This window comes from Streptomyces sp. NPDC093544, from assembly GCF_040683495.1.
In the GTDB taxonomy this organism is placed as follows: Bacteria; Actinomycetota; Actinomycetes; order Streptomycetales; family Streptomycetaceae; genus Streptomyces.
In genome coordinates, this window is the sequence record NZ_JBFBEA010000005.1 from 263,249 (window position 1) to 281,242 (window position 17,994).

A 17,994-nucleotide genomic window follows, 5' to 3' on the forward strand; every position below is an offset into this window, starting at 1 on the left:
GAACCGTTCAGTCGACGAACAACCCTCGCGCCGCCGCCCTCGCGTCGAACTCCTCCAGGCGGATCTGAGCGTCCGGCAGACCGTCGCACATCACCTCCAGAAGAACCTGGCCAAGCAACATGGGAGCGCTCACCGTGTCGAAGACCAGGCCGGTGCCCACGGCGGCCGGGAGGAGCAGGTCGCTGTGCGCGGCCACCGGGGCGAACGTGCCGTCGGCGATCGTCACCACGGTCAGCCCCGTGGCACGGGCGTGGCCGAGCGCGTCCAGGAGTTCGCGCGGGTGACGCGGCAGCGCGAAGCAGAGCAGTGCGCTCGCCCCGGCGTGCCGGGCGGTGTCGATGCGGTCGGCGAGCAACGAGCCGCCCTCGTCGAGCAGTCGTACGTCGGGATGCACCTTCGCGGCGAAGTAGGCGAAGCCGCGCGCCTGGGCGGCGGAGGCACGCAGCCCGAGCACCGGCAGCGGTCGCGAGGCGGCGAGCAGTCGGCCCGCGCGTTCCACGGGCCCGGAGTCCGCGAGCAGGGACGCCAACTGCCGCAGGTTGTCGATCTCGGCCTGTACCGCTTGCTGGTACTGGTTGCTCGGCCGCCCGTCCACGGCGACAGCGGCAGGTGCGACATCCCGCAGATGCCTGCGCAGCGCCGGATATCCGTCGAAGCCGAGGGCGACCGCGAAGCGGGTCACCGACGGCTGGCTCACCCCGGCCAGTTGGGCCAGCTCCACGCTCGACAGGAAGGGCACCGCGGCCGCCTGCCGGACCAGGCAGTGCGCGATGCGGCGCTGCGTCGGGGTGAGCCGACGTCCCTCGAAGAGCTGGTGCAGCCGTGCGGATGCGCCGGGTGTGTCGGCCTCGTCGACATCGCTCTCGCTCATCTCGATCCCCCAGCCGGTCGCAATCATCGCCTCGTTCCTTGGCCCTCGTGCCTGCCCGGCGGGCCTCACGGCCAGGCGGACGGTGACGGTGTGGTCGAACCCACGGTCGGCACCGCCCGCACTGGATCGACAGGCCGGACGGTGACGGTGTGGTCGAACCCACGGTCGGCACCGCCCGCGCTGGATCGACAGGCCGGACGGTGACGGTGTGGTCGAAGCCACGGTCGGCACCGCCCGCGCTGGATCGACAGGCCCCAGGAACGGTCCGGAGACCACCCCGGTCAGCCAGCGAGGCCGGCCCCCGTCAGCCACTCCTTGGCCACGGTGCTGGCGTCTTCCTTGTCGTTGACGAGCTTCTTCATCATCTCCAGCAGGTCCTCGGTGGTGAGCTTGGCCGAGACACCGTTGAGCGCCGCCTTGGCCGTGTCGTTGACCGCGGACTTGTAGACGAGGGGCGTGACGTTCTGCGAGGAGAAGAGGTTCTTCGGGTCCTCAAGGACCACCAGCTTGTCCTCGACGATGGCGGGGTCGGTGGTGTAGAGGTTGGCGGCCTGGACCGTGTCCTTCTTCAGCAGTTCGAGCAGAGTGCTCTGGGCACCCGCGTCGAGCGGCTGGAACTTCCCGAACTCCACGCCGTAGATGGTCTTCAGACCGACCAGGCCCTGTGTGCGGGTTTTGAACTCGGAGCCGGCGCCGATGGTCAAGTCGCCCGCGACGGGCTTGAGGTCGGCGAGCGTCTTGAGGTTGTACTTCGCGGCGGTCTCAGAAGTGACCGTGACCGAGTCCTTGTCCTCGGCGGCTGCCGAGTCGAGTATCTCCACCGACGAAGGGAGTTTCGCCTTCAGTTCGGTGTTGATGTCCGCAGTGCTGGTCGCGGTGCTCTTCTCGTCGACCGCGACCGCCAGCAGCGCGCCGTTGTACTCGGGGAAGACGCTGATGCCGCCCTTGACGATCTGATCGTAGTAGACCTCGCGGGCGCCGATGTCGAACTTGCGGGTCACCTTCAGGTCCTTGGCTTCCAGGGCCTGTGCGTAGATCTCGGCGAGCAGTTGGTTCTCGGGGAAGTTCGCCGAGCCGACGACGAGGGCCTTGCTGTCGCTGTCGCCGCTGCTCCCCGTCAGCGGATTGTCATCGCCACTGTCGCTGCTGCCACAGGCGCTCAGGGACAGCGCGGCGATCAGGCCGAACGCGGCGCCGCGGAAGATGCCTCTCATGGGTTTTTCCTTTCTCAAGAGCCCGAGAGCTCAGAAACTCATAATTCAGAAACTCATGACCTGGTCGCCGGGCCCTGCAGACCCGGCGAGACGATGACGCGCCGCAGCGCGGTGAAGAGAACCTGGACGAGGAGAGCCAGCACGACGACGACGGTGGAGCCGCCGATGACCAGTTCGTAGTCGTTGCGGGCGAGCCCGTCGACGATGAAGCGGCCGAGACCTCCAAGTCCGGGATAGGCGGCGATCGTCGCGGTGGCCACGACCTGGATCGCGGCGACCCGCAGTCCGAGCAGGATCAGCGGCAGTGCCATCGGCACCTCCACCCGCACCAGTACCTGCCACCCGGTCATGCCGACCCCGCGTGCGGCATCCCGGGTGTCGACGTCCACACCCCGGACGCCTTCGAAGGTGTTGATGAGGATCGGCGGGACCGCCAGCGCGACCAGGGCGACGAGGACGGGCGTGGTGCTGAGCCCGGCGAGCGTGACGACGAGGACCACCAGGCCGAAGGTGGGGATCGCCCGGGCGAGGTTCGCGACACTGGCGACGGCGAACGCCCCACGGCCGGTGTGCCCGACCAGGAGTCCGAACGTGAGCCCGATCAGGGTGGCGAACAGCAGGGAGATGCCGCTGTAGGTGAGGTGTTCCAGGAGACGGTGGGGGATTCCGTCGTCGCCGTGCCACTGCTGCGAGGACGCCAACCAGTCCCCCACGAGCTGGAGTTGGTTCACCAGGTCGTTCATGCCGCCCCCTTGCCTCGGGCCCACGGGGTGAGCAGCCGCTGCGCGAGGACCAGCACCGCGTCCGTGACGAGCGCGAGCAGCATGATCAGTACGATCGCGGTGATGATCGGGGTCGGGAAGTCGAGCTGGAGGCCCCGGGTGATGTAGAAACCGAGACCGCCCTGCCCGATCAGCTGCCCCACGGCGACGAGGCTGATGGACGAGACGGCGGCGACGCGTACGCCGGCCACGACGACGGGTACGGCGATCGGCAGTTCGACCTGGACGACACGGCGCACCGTGCCGAATCCCATCGCGGTGGCCGCCTGCCGGACCGGTTCAGGAACCGAGGCGAGCCCGTCCACGACGTTGGGCACCAGGACCGACAGTGTGTAGAGCGTCAGCGGGATCATCACCGTGCGTTCGGTGAGCCCCGTATAGCGGACGAAGATCATGAACATGGCCAGCGACGGGATCGCGTACAGCACATTGGTCACGGTCAGAACCGGCGGGTACAGCCATCGCCAGCGATGACAGAGGATGCCGAGCGGCACCGAGATGATCAGGCCGAACAGCACCGGCAGCAGGCCCAGCTGCAGATGGACACCGGTGTAGTGAGCCAGTTCGTCGGTATGATCTCCGATCCAGTCCCACCGGACCAGCGGCTCCCCGTCGCTCATCGTTCACCCCCGCCCGCGCGGCCGGCGCCCTTCTCGTCCCCGGTCGTCTCTCCCGCGGCTGTCTCCCCTGCCGGCATCTCCGCCACGGCTGTCTTGTCCGCGGCCTCGTCCCCGGCCATCGCGGCGGACAGTTCGTACGCGTCCGCGACACCGATCACGGCGCCCTCCCCGTCCACGCCGACCGCGAGCCGGGAGGGCGACAGGAGCGCCGCGTCGAGGGCGGCCCGCGCCGAGTCGCCGACGAGGCTGAACGTGTGGCCCAGCGGCGTCAGAGCCGCGTCCGCGAGTGTGCCGCCCTCCGGCAGCTCGGCGACCGCGGTCCAGCCGAGCGGTCGCCGGTCACCGTCGACGACGAGCACCCACGGACCGGTGGCCGCCCGGGCCACCGCCACGGGCGAGGTCGCCGGCAGCACCGGGCCGTCGCGCAGCGGCAGGTCGGCCGCCTTGACGAAGGACAGTCGGCGAATACCGCGGTCCTGGCCCACGAAGTCGGCCACGAAATCGTCGGCGGGGTGGGCGAGGAGACGCTCGGGGGTGTCGAACTGCGCGAGCTTGCCGCCGGTTCGGAACACCGCGATGTTGTCGCCGAGCTTGATCGCCTCGTCGATGTCATGGGTGACGAACACGATCGTCTTGTGCAGTTCCTTCTGCAGCCGGATGAACTCCGCCTGCAACTCCGCCCGCACGATCGGGTCGACCGCGCTGAACGGCTCATCCATCAGCAGGACCGGCGGGTCGGCGCCGAGCGCTCTGGCGACCCCGACGCGCTGCTGCTGTCCGCCGGAGAGCTGGTACGGGTAGCGCTTGGCCATCGAGCCCGGCAGTCCCACCAGCTCAAGCAGCTCCGCCGCCCGCGCCCGCGCCTTCTTCCGGCTCCAGCCGAGCAGCAGCGGCACCGTGGCTATGTTGTCGAGGATGGTGCGGTGCGGGAACAGCCCGGCGTGCTGGATCACGTAACCGATACCGCGGCGCAGCTCCGGGGCGTTGACCTCCCGGATGTCCTGGCCCCGCAGGCTCACCGTCCCGGCCGTCGGCTCCACCATGCGGTTGACCATGCGCAAGGTCGTGGTCTTGCCGCAACCGGAAGGGCCCACCAGGACCGTGATGCCGCCCTCTTCCAGTTCCAGGGACAGCTCGTCCACGGCTGTCGTGCCGTTTGGATAGTTTTTGCTTACCGCGTCGAACCTGATCAAGGCTGCCCCTTACCCCGACTGCATATGGTCATGCAGAGTTGCCGGTGACTGAATGGCAGTCAATGCTCTTTCGTGAACGGCGCGTTACGTTCCTGCGAAGGCAGGCCCAAGGCGCCCACAATCCCCCCATTGGTCCCGCTATGCGCCTTTCCGCGTAAACCACATCCGCCCCGACAGTTGTCCTCGACGGTCACGTTTCGGCCACGTCGTCGGCGTCGCGCCATTCCCCCTTCGCCATCCCCCATCAGCCATCCCACAGGCAGGGAGCCACCCCCATGGAACCGGTCCGGTTCACTTTCCTGAACGGCTCGGACATCGAGCAGCTCGAGCTGTCCGACACCGAGCTGCTCGACGCCGTCGAGCAGGGGCTACGCGCCCAGGGCCGTGGAGAGACGGTCATCGAACCGCGCGTCCACCTCACGCCCGATCCCGCGTTCAACGGCCACTTCAACGTCCTGCGCGGTTATGTCGCTCCGCTCGGGCTGGCCGGAGTCAAGATCGTGGGCGACTACGTCGACAACTACAAGGCCGGGCTGCCCTCCGAGATGGCACTGCTCAACCTCTTCGACCCGCGCACCGGCATGCCGGTGGCCATCCTGGACGCCACCGCCATCACCGAGATACGCACCGGAGCCCTCACCGCGCTGGGCGCACGCCATCTGGCCCGCCCGGACTCCAAGGTGCTCGGTCACATCGGCGCCCGCGCCACGTCGTACTGGAATGTCCGCCTGCTGGACCGGATCTTCGACCTCTCCGAGATACGTGTCCACTCGCGGCGCCCCGAGAGCCGCAAGGCCTTCGCCGAGCGGCTGGAGCACGACCTCGGCAAGCCCGTCATCGTGACCGAGGACTGGCAGTCCTGCGTCGAAGGCGCGGACATCGTGGTGGAGGCCTCCAGGCTGGAGCGCCCGGAACCGCTGCTCAAGACGGAGTGGATCGCCCCGGGAGCCCTCGTCGTACCGTACGGAACGATGAGCGCGGTCGAACTCTCCCTCACGGACGTCATGGACAAGATCGTGGTCGACGACTGGGGGCAGTGCCGGTCGGGGCAGTTCGGCGCGCTGCGCGCCCATGTGGAGTCCGGCAGGCTCAGCGAGGAGACCCTGCACGGCGAGCTGTGCGAGATCATCGTCGGCGACAAGCCCGGCCGTGAACGCGCCGACGAGACAACACTCTTCTGGCACCGCGGGCTCTCGCTCTCGGACATCGCGCTGGGCGCCGCCATGCTGGCGAAGGCCGAGGAGCGCGGGCTCGGTCAGAAACTGCGTTTCTCATGACGGGCGCGCGCCACAGTGATTCAGTCGTCGTCGACGGGCGGACGCTCTCCTACGACGATGTCGTCGCCGTGGCCCATCACGGCGCCCAAGTCGCCCTGGCGGCCGACGTGTTCCCCCGGCTGGTCCGTGACCGTGCCGTCGTGGACGATGTGGTCGACCGCCAGGTGCCGACGTACGGCCTGACCACGGGGCTGGGCAGCCGGTCGTCGTACGCCCTGCCGCGCGACGAACTCACGGAGTTCAGCGTCCGTACGGTCCGGGGCCGGGCCAACGCGGTCGGCGATCCGCTGCCGATCCCTGTCGTACGCGCCGCCCTCCTCGCCCGCGTGAACGGGATCGCGAGCGGAGGCAGCGGAGTTCGGCCGGAGATCCTGAGCCTGCTCGTCGCGCTGCTCAACTCGCGTGTACATCCGGTGATACCCGAGGTCGGGTCCATCGGTGCGTCCGACCTGAACCAGATGGCCCATGTCGGCCTGGTCGTCATCGGCGAGGGCCGCGCCGAGTTCGCCGGTGAGGTGCTCGACGGCGCCACGGCGCTACGGCGGGCAGGACTCGCCCCGGCCGAACTGGGTCCGAAGGACGGCCATGTGCTGTGCAGCGCAAGCCCGTTGGCGGCGGGGAACGGCGCCCTCGCCCTCCACGAGACGGCAGCCGTCCTCACGCTGGCCCAGGCGGTCACCGCGCTGACCTTCGAGGGTTTCCGGGCGAACACCAGCCCGCTGGACACCCGGGTGCTGGACCTGCGTCCGGCGCCGGGACAGTCCCGGGCGGCGCACGAGCTGCTCGCCCTGCTGGACGGCGGCGAGTTGGGCGATCCCCGGAACGCGCGGCGGGTCCAGGACCCGGTCAGCCTGCGCTGCGCGGCTCAGGTGCACGGCGCGCTGCACGCCGCGCTGGACTTCGCCGTCGCCGCACTGGAACCGGAACTCAACGGCTGCGGCGACAATCCGGTGGTACTGGCCGACACCGGCGAGATCCTCTCGTCCGGCAATTTCCACACCCCTGCCCTGGCCCTCGCCTTCGACACCCTCGCGCTGGCCCTGACGCAGACCGCGGCGATCTCCGCGGAACGCATGCGGCGGCTGCTCAACCCGGCCGTCAGCGGACTGCCCGCGAACCTCACGCCGTACGGCCTGGAGCGCTCGGGATTCGCCCCACTTTCCAAGACGGCACAGGCGCTCGTCGCCGAGATCCGCATGCTGTCCGTACCGGTGAGCACCGACCCCCGACACGGCGCGGACGCCGTCGAGGACGACTCGACCAACGCGGCGCTCGGAGCACGGCGGTTGACGACGATGCTCGTCCGGATGCGGCAACTGCTCGCCGTGGAGGCCCTGGTGGCCGCCCAGGCGGTGGACCTGGCCGCACCGACCGCCCTCGGGCAGGGACCAGGGCTCCTGCACCGCGCGGTCCGTGAGGTCGTTCCTCCACTGGACGACGACCGGCCCTGCGGAGTGGACGTGGAACGGGTGCGCCGCGACGTGCTGGAGTCCGACGACGTTCGAGGCGCCCTACGCGCAATCGTCGGAGGAGCGTCGTGACCAACGTCGATGTGCATCAGCATCTGTGGAGCGGGGCGTTCGTGGCGGCCCTGCGGGCGCGCGACAAGCCGCCGTTCCTCGACGGATGGACGTTGTACGTCGAGGGCGAGCCGCCCTATGAAGTCTCCCCCGCCGACCACGACGTGGCCCGGCGTACGGAGCTCGCCGCCGCCGACGGCCTCGGCCGAGCGCTCGTCTCGCTGTCCGCCCCACTCGGCGTGGAGTGGCTACCGGCCGAGCAGGTGCGGCCGCTGCTCGACGCCTACCACGAGGGCGCGGCCGAGTTGCCCGAACCGTTCGGTGCCTGGGCCGCCGCCTGCGTCCAGGACATCGACGCCGACGCGACAGCCGCCGTACTGGACCGCGGGTTCGCCGGACTCCAGCTTCCGGCGAACGCCCTTGCCGACGCGGCCGGTTACGCGCGGTGCGCCGAGCTGCTCGACCTGCTCGAATCGCGCGGCCTCCCACTGTTCGTCCACCCGGGGCCCGCGACCGGCGAGCCCTCGGCACCCGGTTGGTGGCCGGCCCTTGTCCCCTACGTCCAGCAGATGCACGCGGCCTGGTTCGCCTTCCGGGCCTTCGGCCGGCCTCGCCATCCGCGACTGCGGGTGTGCTTCGCGCTGCTGGCCGGGCTCGCCCCGCTGCACGGGGAGCGCTTCGCCGCCCGGAGTGGTGAGCGGGACGCAGTGGATCCGGACGTGTTCGTTGAGACGTCCTCGTACGGTCCGCGCGCTGTCGAGGCGATCGTCCGCGCCCTGGGTACCGATGCCGTCGTCCAGGGCACTGACCGGCCCTACGCGGAGCCGCCGCAACGTCCTGGCTTCGGACTGGGACTGGACGCGGAACACGCCTTTCGGGTCGCCAATCCGCGGCGCCTGCTCACCGGGAAGGGGTGACCGTGCCGAGATCGAGGCCCGCCTCCCGGGCCTTGCGGGTGGCCTCCTCGTATCCGGCGTCCGCGTAACGGGCCACGCCGAGGGCGGGGTCGGTCCAGAACACCCGGCGGATCTTGCGTTCCGCGAGGTCGCTGCCGTCCGCGACCACGGTGAGGCCGGTGTGGATGCTCCGGCCCACCCCGACGCCGCCTCCGTTGCCGACCGACACCCAGGTCGCGCCCTGTGCGGCGTTGAGCAGCGCGGCGAGGACGGGCCAGTCGGCGATCGCGTCGCTGCCGTCGAGCATCCCCTCGGTCTCCCTGGACGGCGAGGCGACGGCGGCGGGGTCCATGTGGTCCCGGCCCAGGGCCAGCGGGCCGATCTCACCGCGCCGGACAAGGTCGTTGAGGCGCAGGCCGACCTCGTGCCGCTCGCCGAGGCCGAGCCAGCAGATGCGGGCGGGCAGCCCCTGCGGCGCGACGCGGGCCCTGGCCAGCTTGAACCACCGTTCCAGAGATGGCGTGTTGACCACTTCCAGTACGGCCTCCTCGCTGCGGCGGAGGTCTTCGGGGTCGCCGCTCAGGCAGATCCAGCGGTACGGCCCGACTCCGTGCGCGAAGATCGGGCGTACGTACTCGGCCACGAATCCGGGGAGTTCGGCGGCCCGGGAAGCTCCGGCCGTCACCGCCTGGGCGCGCAGGTTGTTGCCGTACTCGAAGACGACCGTCCCGCGCTCGCGCAGTGCCAGCAAGGCGTCCGCGTGCGCGAGCAGTGACGCTCGTACGGCGGCACGGTAGGCGGGATCGGGTGTGCGCGCCTGGTCCGGCGTGTACCCGATGGGTACGTACCCGTGGTCGAGGTCGTGCGCGGCCGTCTGGTCGGTCGCTATGTCGATGGCGACGCCGTCGGCGACCAGCCGGGGCAGGATTTCGGCGATGTTGCCGACGAGCGCGATGGCGGCGGGGTCGGACGAACCGGTGAGGTCGGCGACCGCCGCTTCGTAGCCCGGCGCGATGCGGTCGACCCAGCCCGCGTCGAGCCTTCGCCGCGCGCGCTCGTGGTCGACCTCGACGATCAGGCCGCGGCCTCCCAGGTTCGCGATGGCAAGACCCTGCGCGCCGCCCATGCCGCCGAGCCCGGCCGTGACCACCCGCCGCCCGGCGAGCGTGCCGCCGAAGTGACGGCGGGCGATGGCGGAGAGGGTCTCGTGGGTGAAGCCCAGAACGCCCTGGGTGCCGATGTAGAACCAGGACGCGGCCGTCATCTGCCCGTACATGGTGAGACCGGCGTCCTCCAGGCGACGGAACTCCGCCTCGTCCGACCAGGCGGGCACCACCATCGCGGTCGAGATCAGGACGCGCGGCGCGTCGGGGTGGGTCGGCAGCACCGCCACGGGTTTGCCCGACTGCACCATCAACGTCTCGTCGGGGCCGAGGCGTTCGAGTGCGGCGACGATCGCGTCGTACGCCTCCCAGGATCGGGCGGCCCGACCGCGGCCGCCGTAGACGACGAGCCGGGCGGAGTCCTCGGCGACGGCGGGATCGAGCGTGTTGAGGAAGCAGCGCAGTACGCCCTCCTGTTCCCAACCACGGCAGCGGAGTTCGGCACCGGTCGGCGCCGGAACGCCGAGCCTTCCGTCAAGTTCGGCATTGATTGGATCCATGGATCCAATCTAGTATCCGAGCATGTGCCCGCCACCACCCCCTGCTCAAGGGGAGACGCTCGCCGTCGCGAGCCTCGCCGACGAGATCGCCTTCCGGCTGCGCGCCGACATCCTCGACGGGCGGCTGCCGTTCGGCGCCCGTCTCCAACACGAGGAACTGGCCGCGCGTTTCGGTGTCAGCCGCACGCCCATCCGCGAGGCGCTGCGCCAACTGCAGGCACTCAACCTCGTCGAACTGGCGCCCAACCGCGGCGCGACCGTGCGCACCCCGTCCCGGGCGGAGCTCGTCGAGGTCTACGAACTCCGTGCCGAGATGGAGGGCTTCGCGTGCGCACTCGCCTGCGACCGTGCCTCCGCCGAGGACTTGGACGATCTGGAGCGGACGCAGGAACGCCTCACCCAAGCCGTCGGATCGGCCGGGCGCGTCGACGACGCGGAGCTCGACGCGGCCGTGACGGAGGCGAACACCGCTTTCCACGATCTGATCCACCGGTCCGCCGGCAACCGGCGCCTGACCGAGTCCATCCAGGCGCTCCAGAGCGTCTTTCCCCGCGACTCGGTCTGGCGGGTCATCGCGCATGACGAGACGGCGATGACGACCATGAATGTGACCGAGCACCAGGCCATCGCCGCCGCACTCCACGCCCGAACGCCGGAGGCCGCGCGCAAGGTGATGCGCGACCACGTGCGCGCGGCGGGCGAGATCCTGCTCGCTCACCTCGACGACCAGAGATTCTGGGGATGAGTACCCTCCCCGACCGGGCGTTGGTCATCGGCGGCGGCGCCATGGGCACCGGCATCGCCGCCCGCTTCGCCGCCGCGGGCGTCGAGACGGTCGTGCTTGTGCGCCGCCCGGAAGCAGCCGCGGCCGCCCGGGACGAGATCGCCGGGCGGGTCGAGCGGCTCGTCGGACTCGCCGAGGTGCCGCCTCGATCCGTACGGCCGGCGACGGTCCTGGTGGGTGAGGCGCCCGGGCCGTTCGCGCTCGTCGTCGAATCGATAGCCGAGGACATGGCGGCAAAACGCGTCGCCCTGGCACACGCCGAGTCGCTCGTCCCGGACGACGGAATCGTGGCCACCAACACCTCCTCGCTCCGGCTGGCGGAGCTCGCCGAAGGCCTGACGCGACCGGAACTCTTCGCCGGCTGGCACTGGTTCAACCCCGCCGAACTCGTCCCGCTGGTCGAGGTGACGGGCGGACCGCTGACGGCGCCGGAAACCCTGGAGCGGCTCGCCTCGCTCTCGCGGGCCATCGGAAAGGAGCCGATCACTCTGCGGCGCGACCACCCGGGTTTCGTGGCCAACCGCCTCCAGTACGCGTTGCTGCGAGAGGCCTACGCGCTGGTCGAGGAGGGCGTCTGCGAGGTGGCCGACGTCGACCGCGCCGTCGTCGCAGGCCTCGGTGCGCGCTGGGCGGCGATCGGCCCGTTCGCGTCCATGGACGCGGCGGGACTCGATGTCCACGAGGCGGTGGCCGAGCAGTTGTTCCCTCAACTGGCCCGTTCGACCGGCGTACCGGAGCTGCTTCGTGAGACGCGTCGCAGCGGCGCCACCGGCATGAAGGGCGGTCGAGGACTGCTGGGCGACTATCCGCCCGGCGCCGCGCGCGAGGTCGCCCTGCGACGCGACGCGGTGCTCGCCCTACTGGCAGATCACCGGCGGAAGGACGAACAATGACATCCATCGCGGAACCGGTGACCACCGGAGAAGAACCGATCGACGACGCCGTCGTCCTGGGTGACCAGCCACTGAGCCCGGCCGACGTGGTGGCGGTGGCGCACGGCCGTCGCGTTGTCCTCGGAGATGCGGCTCGAACGCGGATGCGCGTCTCGCGCGCGGGACTTGAGGGCGTGCTGGCCCGTGGCGACACGGTGTACGGACTCAACACCGGCGTCGGCGCGATCAAGACCGAGCCGATCAGGGCCGACCGGCAGGCCGCCTTCCAGACCCTGCTGCTGCGCGCGCACCGCGTGGGGCACGGGCAGCCCGCGCCCGCGGAATTCGTCAGGGCCGCCATGGTCATTCGGGCGGCGGGCCTCGCCGTCGGTGTCGCCGGTGTGCGGGCCGAGGTCGCCGACGCGTACTGCCAGGCGCTCGACACGGGCGTGACGCCGCGCGTGCACCTGCTCGGTTCGATCGGGCAGGCCGACCTGAGCCAACTCGCCGAGATCGGCCTGGCGCTCATCGGCCACGGCCCGGACGGCGCCGCGCTGATCGCCCACGGCTACACCCCGATCGAACTCGGCCCGCGCGAGGCGGGGGCCGTCGTCAACAGCAACGCCTTCTCGGTCGGTATCGCCTGCCTGGCCCTGGAGCGGGCGACCCGGGCCGTCCGGGCACTCGACGTGTCGGCGGCGCTGTCCCTGGAAGGCCTGACGGGGAACGTCGACTCCATCCACCCGGCAGTCGCCGGAGTGCGCCCGTACACGGGTGCCCACGAGACGATCGGCCGACTGCGCGCGCTGCTGTCGGGCGGCGCCCTGCTGACCGGCGCCCGGCCGGCCCGCTCCATCCAGGATCCGCTGGCGTTCAAGGTGGTGCCGCAGACACACGGGGCGGCCCGCCAGGCACTCGCGCACTGCGGCCACGCCGTCGAGATCGAACTCTCCTCGTCCGGCGACAGCCCGATCATGCTCGTCGACGAGGACCGTGCCATCTCCACCGGCAACCACGACATCGCCCCTGTCGCCATCGCGCTCGACTACGCGCGGCTCGGACTCGCCCAGGCGGTCACGATCGCGGGCGAGCGGGTCCAGAAACTGCTGGACTCGGCCTTCACCGGTCTGCCGAACGGGCTCCGCGCCGACCCCACCGCGCCCGACGACGGCCTGGCGATCCTCGCCAACGGCGCGGCGAGCCTGGCCGGGGAGGCTCGCCTGCTCGCACAGCCCGTCACTCTGGAGCAGCCCACCAGCGGAATCGCGGCCGGTATCGAGGACCGGATCACCATGGCTCCCGCCGCGGCCCGCCGTCTGCACGAAATGGCCGGCATGGCATTGCGGTTGGCCGCCGTCGAGCTCATGTGCGGCGCTCAGGCGGTCGACCTGCGCGGGCACTCCGGCGAGTTGGGCGAGGGGACCCGACGCGCCTATACGGCGACCCGGCGCGCGGTCCCGTTCGTCGGCGCCGGCGAGGCCCCGGACGGCGACATCGACGCGCTGGAGGACTGGCTCGCAGGCGACGAACTCCCCTAGCAGAACATCTGGAACCGAACCGTTCACCACGTACTCGGCACAAGGGGATGACCATGAACCCGGCCCCGATCGACACCATCGCCCTTACCGAACTCGGCGTGTCCGAGTGCCCGTTCCTGCCCGAGGAATGCGCGGACCGGGCCCGCCGCGCCGCGGCGTTCGTCGACACCGCCGCGCTCGACCGCTCCGGGCCCGGTTCGTACGTACTGCTGTGGCGGAACGAGAACTCCGAAGCGTGGCTCAACACGTGGTGGGAGTCGCGCGACACCGGCTACCACGACCACCAGGGGTCCTGCGTCGGCGTGCACGTGATCGAAGGCGCCGCCTGGCAGGAGGGGTTGCCGGTGGGCGGCCCGCGCCGCGCCCGCCGGTACGGGCCCGGCGAGTCGTTCGCGTTCCCGGGATCGGGTGTCCACCGGATGGACCACGACGCCGGCGCCGTCACCATCCACGTCTACTCGCCGCCCATCCAGGCCATCGGCCACTACGAGATCATCGACGGCGAACTCCATCGCACGCCCGGGGACCCCGAGGAGGGTTCGCCCGCGAGCCCTCGTCTGCTCGACGCGCTCAACGCGATCGGCCCGTGATCGCCCGAGTACGCCCCTTGCCCTGACGCTGCGACCGGTTTCGGTCCCAGCCCGATGGGCCCGCTCCCTTCCGGAGCGAGCCCATCAAGTCTGGTTCTGTGGCCGGGGATCCCCTACGGCAGTGGGGGCCGAAGGCCGTTGCTCGTGACGCTCTGGTTGATCACGAACTGTGAGCCGGGTTCGGTGAGGATGTTCCCGTCGCGCGAGTTGGTGATGGTGACGTTGCTGAGGGTGGCGCTGCCGCGGGCGCCTCCCATGGCGAGGATGCCGGATCCGTTGTTGGACTTGTCGATGGTGACGTTGGAGATCTGGGCCGTCACGGTGCCGCCGCCGGTCTTGAACTGGATGCCGTCGTACGTCGAGTCTCGGATTTCGGTGTCACGGATGACCACCCCGGGGATGGCGAGGTTCTGGGCGAACAGGGTGATGGCTCCGAACTCCTGATCCTCGTTCCAGAAGGCACCGCCCGTGCGGTACAGCCCGTTGTTGGCGATGAGCGTCTGCCCGGAGAAGGGCAGCGGGTCGTGGTCGGTCGCCAGCATGATGCCCGGGTAGTTCATGGTGTCGTAGATCAGGTTGTTCTCGATGGTGTTGCCGTAGCCGCCGTAGACGGCGATGCCGTTGGCCCGCCACGGCAGTTGGATCGTGTTGTTGCGGAAGTGGTTGTCGTGGCCGATGTCGACCGCCTGGTCCTTGACGTACTTGCTGGCCCACACGGCGAGGGCGTCGTCACCGGTATTGCGGAACGAGGAGTTCTCCACCGTTGAATTGCGGGTTCCGTTGGCGAAGTTGATGCCGTCGGCGTAGGTGTTGCGGACCCGGACTCCGGTGAACTCCAGCCGGTCGCCCGGCCCCCAGAGCTCGGGGATGTTGGTGTAGTCGCGGCCCACCCACACGCCGACGTTGGCGTGCTCGATCCACACGTTGGTGATCTTCGTGTCCTGGCCGAACCGGCCGTTGAGACCGACCCCGCCCTCGGCGTTGCCGTCGCCGCCCCGGATGGTGCCCGAGCCGAAGATGGCGATGTCCGAGATCTTGGTGTTGTCGTCGATGTCGAACCCGAAGTTGCCCTCGTGCGGATGGTTGATGCCGCCCGCAGATTGCGGCGGGGTGAGTGTGTAGAGCTGCGAGTGCCACATGCCGGCACCACGAATGGTGACGTCGCTGATGCCGACCTGGTTGTACTCGCCGCGGTTGAGCGGGTCGTCGGTGAGGATCTTCTGCTCCTGGCGCCACTGGCCCGCCGGGATCCACACGCAGTCGATCTGCCCGTTCTGGTCCGCGGTCACGGCACGCTGGATGGCGTCCGTGTCATCGATGCCGTCGTTCGGCACCGCACCGTACTGCGTGATCGAGACGCAGCCGGCCGGCTGGGCGGCGGGCGGGGCCACCTGCTCCAGGTCGATCAGGTCGACGATGTAGAAGGATGCGGTGTCGCCCGCGTCGCGCTGCAGCCGGAAGGTGGTGCCCGCCGGGTAGGTCTGCGTGAGCAGCGCGTTCGACTCGTCGAAGAGTCGGCGCGCGTCGGTCCCCGGGGTGTTGGTGAGCCCCTCGGGTGAGTCGGTGTTGCCGTACAGCCAGCTGTACTTGGAGCTCAGGTTGATCTTCCGTACGAAGGTGCCGTTCGCGTAGAGGCTGAGGGTGGCGTCGATGCCCCCGCCGCCCGCCGCGTCCGGGATCGAGTTGCGTACGACGATCGAGTTGGCCGGGCTGGTGGAGGTGAACTGCACGTACTGTCCGGTGGAGTTGAGGCGGACGGAGGCGCGACCCGACGACTCGGTGGCGAAGTTGGTGTGACCGAAGGTCCGCAGCTGATCAGTCGTCAGAAGGGTTCCCTGGTACGTCCCTTCCTCAGCCTCGTACTCGACGTACGGCACCGCGGCACCGCGGCCGACCACGATCGAGCGGGAGAAGATGTTGTTGTTCTCGTTGGTCTCGGTGACGGTGTTCGTGGCGTCCGCGGTCGCGGTGAGCACGCTTCCACCGCTCGTGGCGGTCCACGTGCCGCTGATCGTGACGTTGGCGGTGGCACCCGCGGCGATCGCACCCGCTGTGCCGTTGAGTGTGGTGCTACCCACCTGAATGCGTGCCACGGAACCCGCGGACGCGGGCGAGATTCCCCGGTTGTGCACCGCGACGGTGAAGGACACGGACGCGCCGGCTGCGGGGCTGGCCGGGTTGGTCGTGATGCCGGTGACCTCGAGGTCAGGCCCGGGGCTCTGGGTGACGGTCAACTTGGTCGCCGCGGTACGGCTGTTGTTGGTGCTGTCCAGTTCGGGCACGGTGTCCGTCGGATCGACCACGGCGGAGACCGTGTAACTGCCCGTGGCCCGCTTGCCCACAGCCACGGAAACGGTCTGGGAGGCGCCCGCCGCGAGTGCGCCGACCGGGGCGCTGCCTGCGACGGTGCCGTCCAGGCTGACGTTCACCGTGGTGGCGGGGGCGGCTGCCGTACCGGAATTACGCACGGTCGCCTGGACCGTGACGGTGTCCGACTCGGTGGGTGATGCCGGCGTCCAGGTCAGGTCGGTGACGACGAGGTCGGGGTTCGGGGCCGCGGCGCCGATGACCTCGAACTCCGCGACCTGCGCGCCGTATCCGCTCGAATTGCTCGTGAACCTCAACTGCACGTCCGCGTACCGGCCGCTGACAGCGATCGTGACCGAGTTGGCGTTCGAGGCGGGGTTGAAGGTGTAGTCGGCGGCGGCCTTGATCGAGGTGAATCCGCTCGCGGACTGCTCGCGTCCCAGGACCTGGATGTTCTGTGTCCTGGTCGCCCAGGCCGCGTCCGGGTTGAGCTTCACGGTGATTCCGCTGAGGTCGGCGTTCGCACCGAGTTTGGTCGTCAGCGTCGCGGGCTGACCGTTGGACTCCCAGTAGGTGCCCACCTGCCCGTCGTTGGCGTTGGTCGCCGTGAACGACTGGACCGACGACGATGCCTCGATCGGCTTGTTGAGCGAGAGGTTGGTCCCGTCGACGGGCGGCTCCTCGGGTTCACCCCCGTCATCGGTGCCGTAGACCTCGACCTCGGACAACTGGGCCGCGCTCCAGCCGGTGTTGGCGGTCACCGACACGCGGACGTGGCGCACGTTGCGGGCGGTGAAGTCCACGGTGACCGTGTTGGCTCCGGACGGGTCGAAGCGACGCGCGGCCGAACCGGACAGGGACGTGAAGGTGGAGCCGTCGGTGCTGCCCTCGATGGCGAGGGTCTCGGTCCTGGCCTCCCAGGTGGTGGGCAGCTTCAGGACGACCTGGTTGGCCTCGACGGTGCCGCCGAGATCGACGCGTATGGACTGGGGGAACGACCCGGCCGGGCCTTCCCAGTAACTCAGCTGGCTGCCGTCGGTGACGTTCGTGGCGGGATAGCCGCTGTGGGTTCCACTGGCCGTGGCGCTCTTGCCGAGCGCCAGGTTGGGTCCGCGGACGGCCGCCGGTGCGGCGCCGGCGGTGCTGGGTTGGAAACCGACGGTGACCAGACCGGCCAAAAGCAGGCCGATGGTCGTCCGTAGGCCGAATCGCTTCCGTCTCATGGCGTCCTCGTTCCATGGCAGGGGGACGACGGGGGGAGCGTGCTGCGAGAGATGGCGTGCTGCGAGAGATGGAGAGGGGCCGGCCGGGGGCCGGGAAGTCAGCGGTGAAGCGCGAAGGTAGCGAGGTGGCAGGGACGGATCGCAGCCCGTCTGCCGAGGATTGCCGCTAGGCAGTCGTTAATTTGCGTGATTCGATCGGCTCTTTGCTCTCGCAGGACAGATTTCTGGCTTCGGTTCCTTTTGTCAATGGCATGCGCACGACGTGTCGTCGTGGGGTGATCTGGTGCCGGGGAGAGAGCTGGGACAGGTGGCCCTCAGCTGGGTGTCGCGCGTGCCGGTCGCATGGCGTAGCCCGGCGGGCGGGGGGAGTTGGGGATCCACGGAGCCCCACGACGGTCACGGCCCGGCGCAGTGTCAACCGGTCCCGGAGCAAGCGCGGTCATCCGCGGGGGTCGCCGACAGGACCCGTCGTTCGGAAGATTGATCGGAAGATTGAGCAGACCGAGGAGTCTGTCGAGCTGCTCGGGGCACCGGTGCAGACCGGTGCCCCAAATCACCTGCGCAGAGCGGGCCGCCCCCGACGGATACAGGCCAACTCCGGCCGCAGGGCCGGAGTGTCATTTCCTGCGCGTCGAGGGCGGCCC

The 17,994-nt window shown here is 69.9% G+C and carries 14 protein-coding genes; 7 read left to right on the forward strand and 7 right to left on the reverse strand.

Annotation, left to right across the window (positions count from 1 at the left end):
* Positions 1-7: 7 nt before the first annotated feature.
* From AB0N66_RS09425 to AB0N66_RS09445, 5 genes are all read right to left on the reverse strand, one after another.
* Entirely contained in the window at positions 8-871 is an 864-nt protein-coding gene (locus AB0N66_RS09425) for a MurR/RpiR family transcriptional regulator (RefSeq protein WP_365430929.1), read from the reverse strand.
* 281 nt (positions 872-1,152) lie between these two features.
* A complete protein-coding gene (locus AB0N66_RS09430) occupies positions 1,153-2,076 on the reverse strand; it encodes an ABC transporter substrate-binding protein (RefSeq protein ID WP_365430931.1) in 924 nt (307 codons plus the stop codon).
* 62 nt (positions 2,077-2,138) lie between these two features.
* Positions 2,139-2,828, reverse strand: a complete 690-nt coding sequence (locus tag AB0N66_RS09435; protein ID WP_365430697.1) for an ABC transporter permease — start codon at positions 2,826-2,828, stop codon at positions 2,139-2,141.
* The gene (locus AB0N66_RS09440; RefSeq protein ID WP_365430699.1) at positions 2,825-3,487 is read right to left on the reverse strand and encodes an ABC transporter permease subunit; all 663 of its coding nucleotides are present in this window, start codon (positions 3,485-3,487) and stop codon (positions 2,825-2,827) included. The genes AB0N66_RS09435 and AB0N66_RS09440 overlap by 4 nt, the downstream gene beginning before the upstream one ends.
* Complete coding sequence (locus AB0N66_RS09445) at positions 3,484-4,680, reverse strand: ABC transporter ATP-binding protein (RefSeq protein WP_365430701.1); 1,197 nt, start codon at positions 4,678-4,680, stop codon at positions 3,484-3,486. The genes AB0N66_RS09440 and AB0N66_RS09445 overlap by 4 nt, the downstream gene beginning before the upstream one ends.
* A gap of 275 nt (positions 4,681-4,955) precedes the next feature.
* On the opposite strand from AB0N66_RS09445, the gene AB0N66_RS09450 reads away from it, so the two are divergent.
* The 3 genes from AB0N66_RS09450 to AB0N66_RS09460 are packed head-to-tail and all read left to right on the forward strand — an operon-like array spanning position 4,956 to position 8,394.
* Complete coding sequence (locus AB0N66_RS09450; RefSeq protein WP_365430703.1) at positions 4,956-5,957, forward strand: ornithine cyclodeaminase family protein; 1,002 nt, start codon at positions 4,956-4,958, stop codon at positions 5,955-5,957.
* Positions 5,954-7,498: an aromatic amino acid lyase gene (locus AB0N66_RS09455; RefSeq protein WP_365430705.1), complete on the forward strand. Its 1,545-nt coding sequence runs from the start codon at positions 5,954-5,956 to the stop codon at positions 7,496-7,498. The genes AB0N66_RS09450 and AB0N66_RS09455 overlap by 4 nt, the downstream gene beginning before the upstream one ends.
* Complete coding sequence (locus tag AB0N66_RS09460; RefSeq protein ID WP_365430707.1) at positions 7,495-8,394, forward strand: amidohydrolase; 900 nt, start codon at positions 7,495-7,497, stop codon at positions 8,392-8,394. The genes AB0N66_RS09455 and AB0N66_RS09460 overlap by 4 nt, the downstream gene beginning before the upstream one ends.
* On the opposite strand, the gene hutU is transcribed toward AB0N66_RS09460, so the two are convergent.
* A complete protein-coding gene (gene hutU / locus AB0N66_RS09465; RefSeq protein WP_365430709.1) occupies positions 8,378-10,036 on the reverse strand; it encodes a urocanate hydratase in 1,659 nt (552 codons plus the stop codon). The genes AB0N66_RS09460 and hutU overlap by 17 nt on opposite strands.
* A 22-nt stretch (positions 10,037-10,058) precedes the next feature.
* Here hutU and AB0N66_RS09470 point away from each other — a divergent pair, with 22 nt between their 5' ends.
* Genes AB0N66_RS09470 through AB0N66_RS09485 form a run of 4 tightly spaced genes read left to right on the forward strand, consistent with a single transcriptional unit; the run spans position 10,059 to position 13,820 of the window.
* Positions 10,059-10,781, forward strand: coding sequence for a GntR family transcriptional regulator (locus AB0N66_RS09470; protein WP_365430711.1), 723 nt, complete (start codon positions 10,059-10,061; stop codon positions 10,779-10,781).
* The gene (locus AB0N66_RS09475; RefSeq protein ID WP_365430713.1) at positions 10,778-11,713 is read left to right on the forward strand and encodes a 3-hydroxyacyl-CoA dehydrogenase NAD-binding domain-containing protein; all 936 of its coding nucleotides are present in this window, start codon (positions 10,778-10,780) and stop codon (positions 11,711-11,713) included. The genes AB0N66_RS09470 and AB0N66_RS09475 overlap by 4 nt, the downstream gene beginning before the upstream one ends.
* Positions 11,710-13,230 (forward strand): aromatic amino acid ammonia-lyase, encoded by a 1,521-nt coding sequence (locus AB0N66_RS09480; RefSeq protein ID WP_365430715.1) that lies wholly within the window; start codon positions 11,710-11,712, stop codon positions 13,228-13,230. Before AB0N66_RS09475 ends, AB0N66_RS09480 begins: the two co-directional genes overlap by 4 nt.
* A gap of 53 nt (positions 13,231-13,283) precedes the next feature.
* Entirely contained in the window at positions 13,284-13,820 is a 537-nt protein-coding gene (locus AB0N66_RS09485) for a hypothetical protein (protein ID WP_365430717.1), read from the forward strand.
* A 113-nt stretch (positions 13,821-13,933) separates the two neighbouring features.
* On the opposite strand, the gene AB0N66_RS09490 is transcribed toward AB0N66_RS09485, so the two are convergent.
* A complete protein-coding gene (locus tag AB0N66_RS09490; protein ID WP_365430718.1) occupies positions 13,934-17,350 on the reverse strand; it encodes a CARDB domain-containing protein in 3,417 nt (1,138 codons plus the stop codon).
* Positions 17,351-17,994 lie beyond the last annotated feature (644 nt).

Coding starts and splice junctions, on each gene's coding strand:
- AB0N66_RS09425 (WP_365430929.1), bottom strand. CDS start 871: ATGAGCGAGAGCGATGTCGACGAGGCCGACACACCCGGCGCATCCGCA.
- AB0N66_RS09435 (WP_365430697.1), bottom strand. CDS start 2,828: ATGAACGACCTGGTGAACCAACTCCAGCTCGTGGGGGACTGGTTGGCG.
- AB0N66_RS09440 (WP_365430699.1), bottom strand. CDS start 3,487: ATGAGCGACGGGGAGCCGCTGGTCCGGTGGGACTGGATCGGAGATCAT.
- AB0N66_RS09450 (WP_365430703.1), top strand. CDS start 4,956: ATGGAACCGGTCCGGTTCACTTTCCTGAACGGCTCGGACATCGAGCAG.
- AB0N66_RS09455 (WP_365430705.1), top strand. CDS start 5,954: ATGACGGGCGCGCGCCACAGTGATTCAGTCGTCGTCGACGGGCGGACG.
- hutU (WP_365430709.1), bottom strand. CDS start 10,036: ATGGATCCAATCAATGCCGAACTTGACGGAAGGCTCGGCGTTCCGGCG.
- AB0N66_RS09470 (WP_365430711.1), top strand. CDS start 10,059: ATGTGCCCGCCACCACCCCCTGCTCAAGGGGAGACGCTCGCCGTCGCG.
- AB0N66_RS09475 (WP_365430713.1), top strand. CDS start 10,778: ATGAGTACCCTCCCCGACCGGGCGTTGGTCATCGGCGGCGGCGCCATG.
- AB0N66_RS09480 (WP_365430715.1), top strand. CDS start 11,710: ATGACATCCATCGCGGAACCGGTGACCACCGGAGAAGAACCGATCGAC.
- AB0N66_RS09485 (WP_365430717.1), top strand. CDS start 13,284: ATGAACCCGGCCCCGATCGACACCATCGCCCTTACCGAACTCGGCGTG.
- AB0N66_RS09490 (WP_365430718.1), bottom strand. CDS start 17,350: ATGAGACGGAAGCGATTCGGCCTACGGACGACCATCGGCCTGCTTTTG.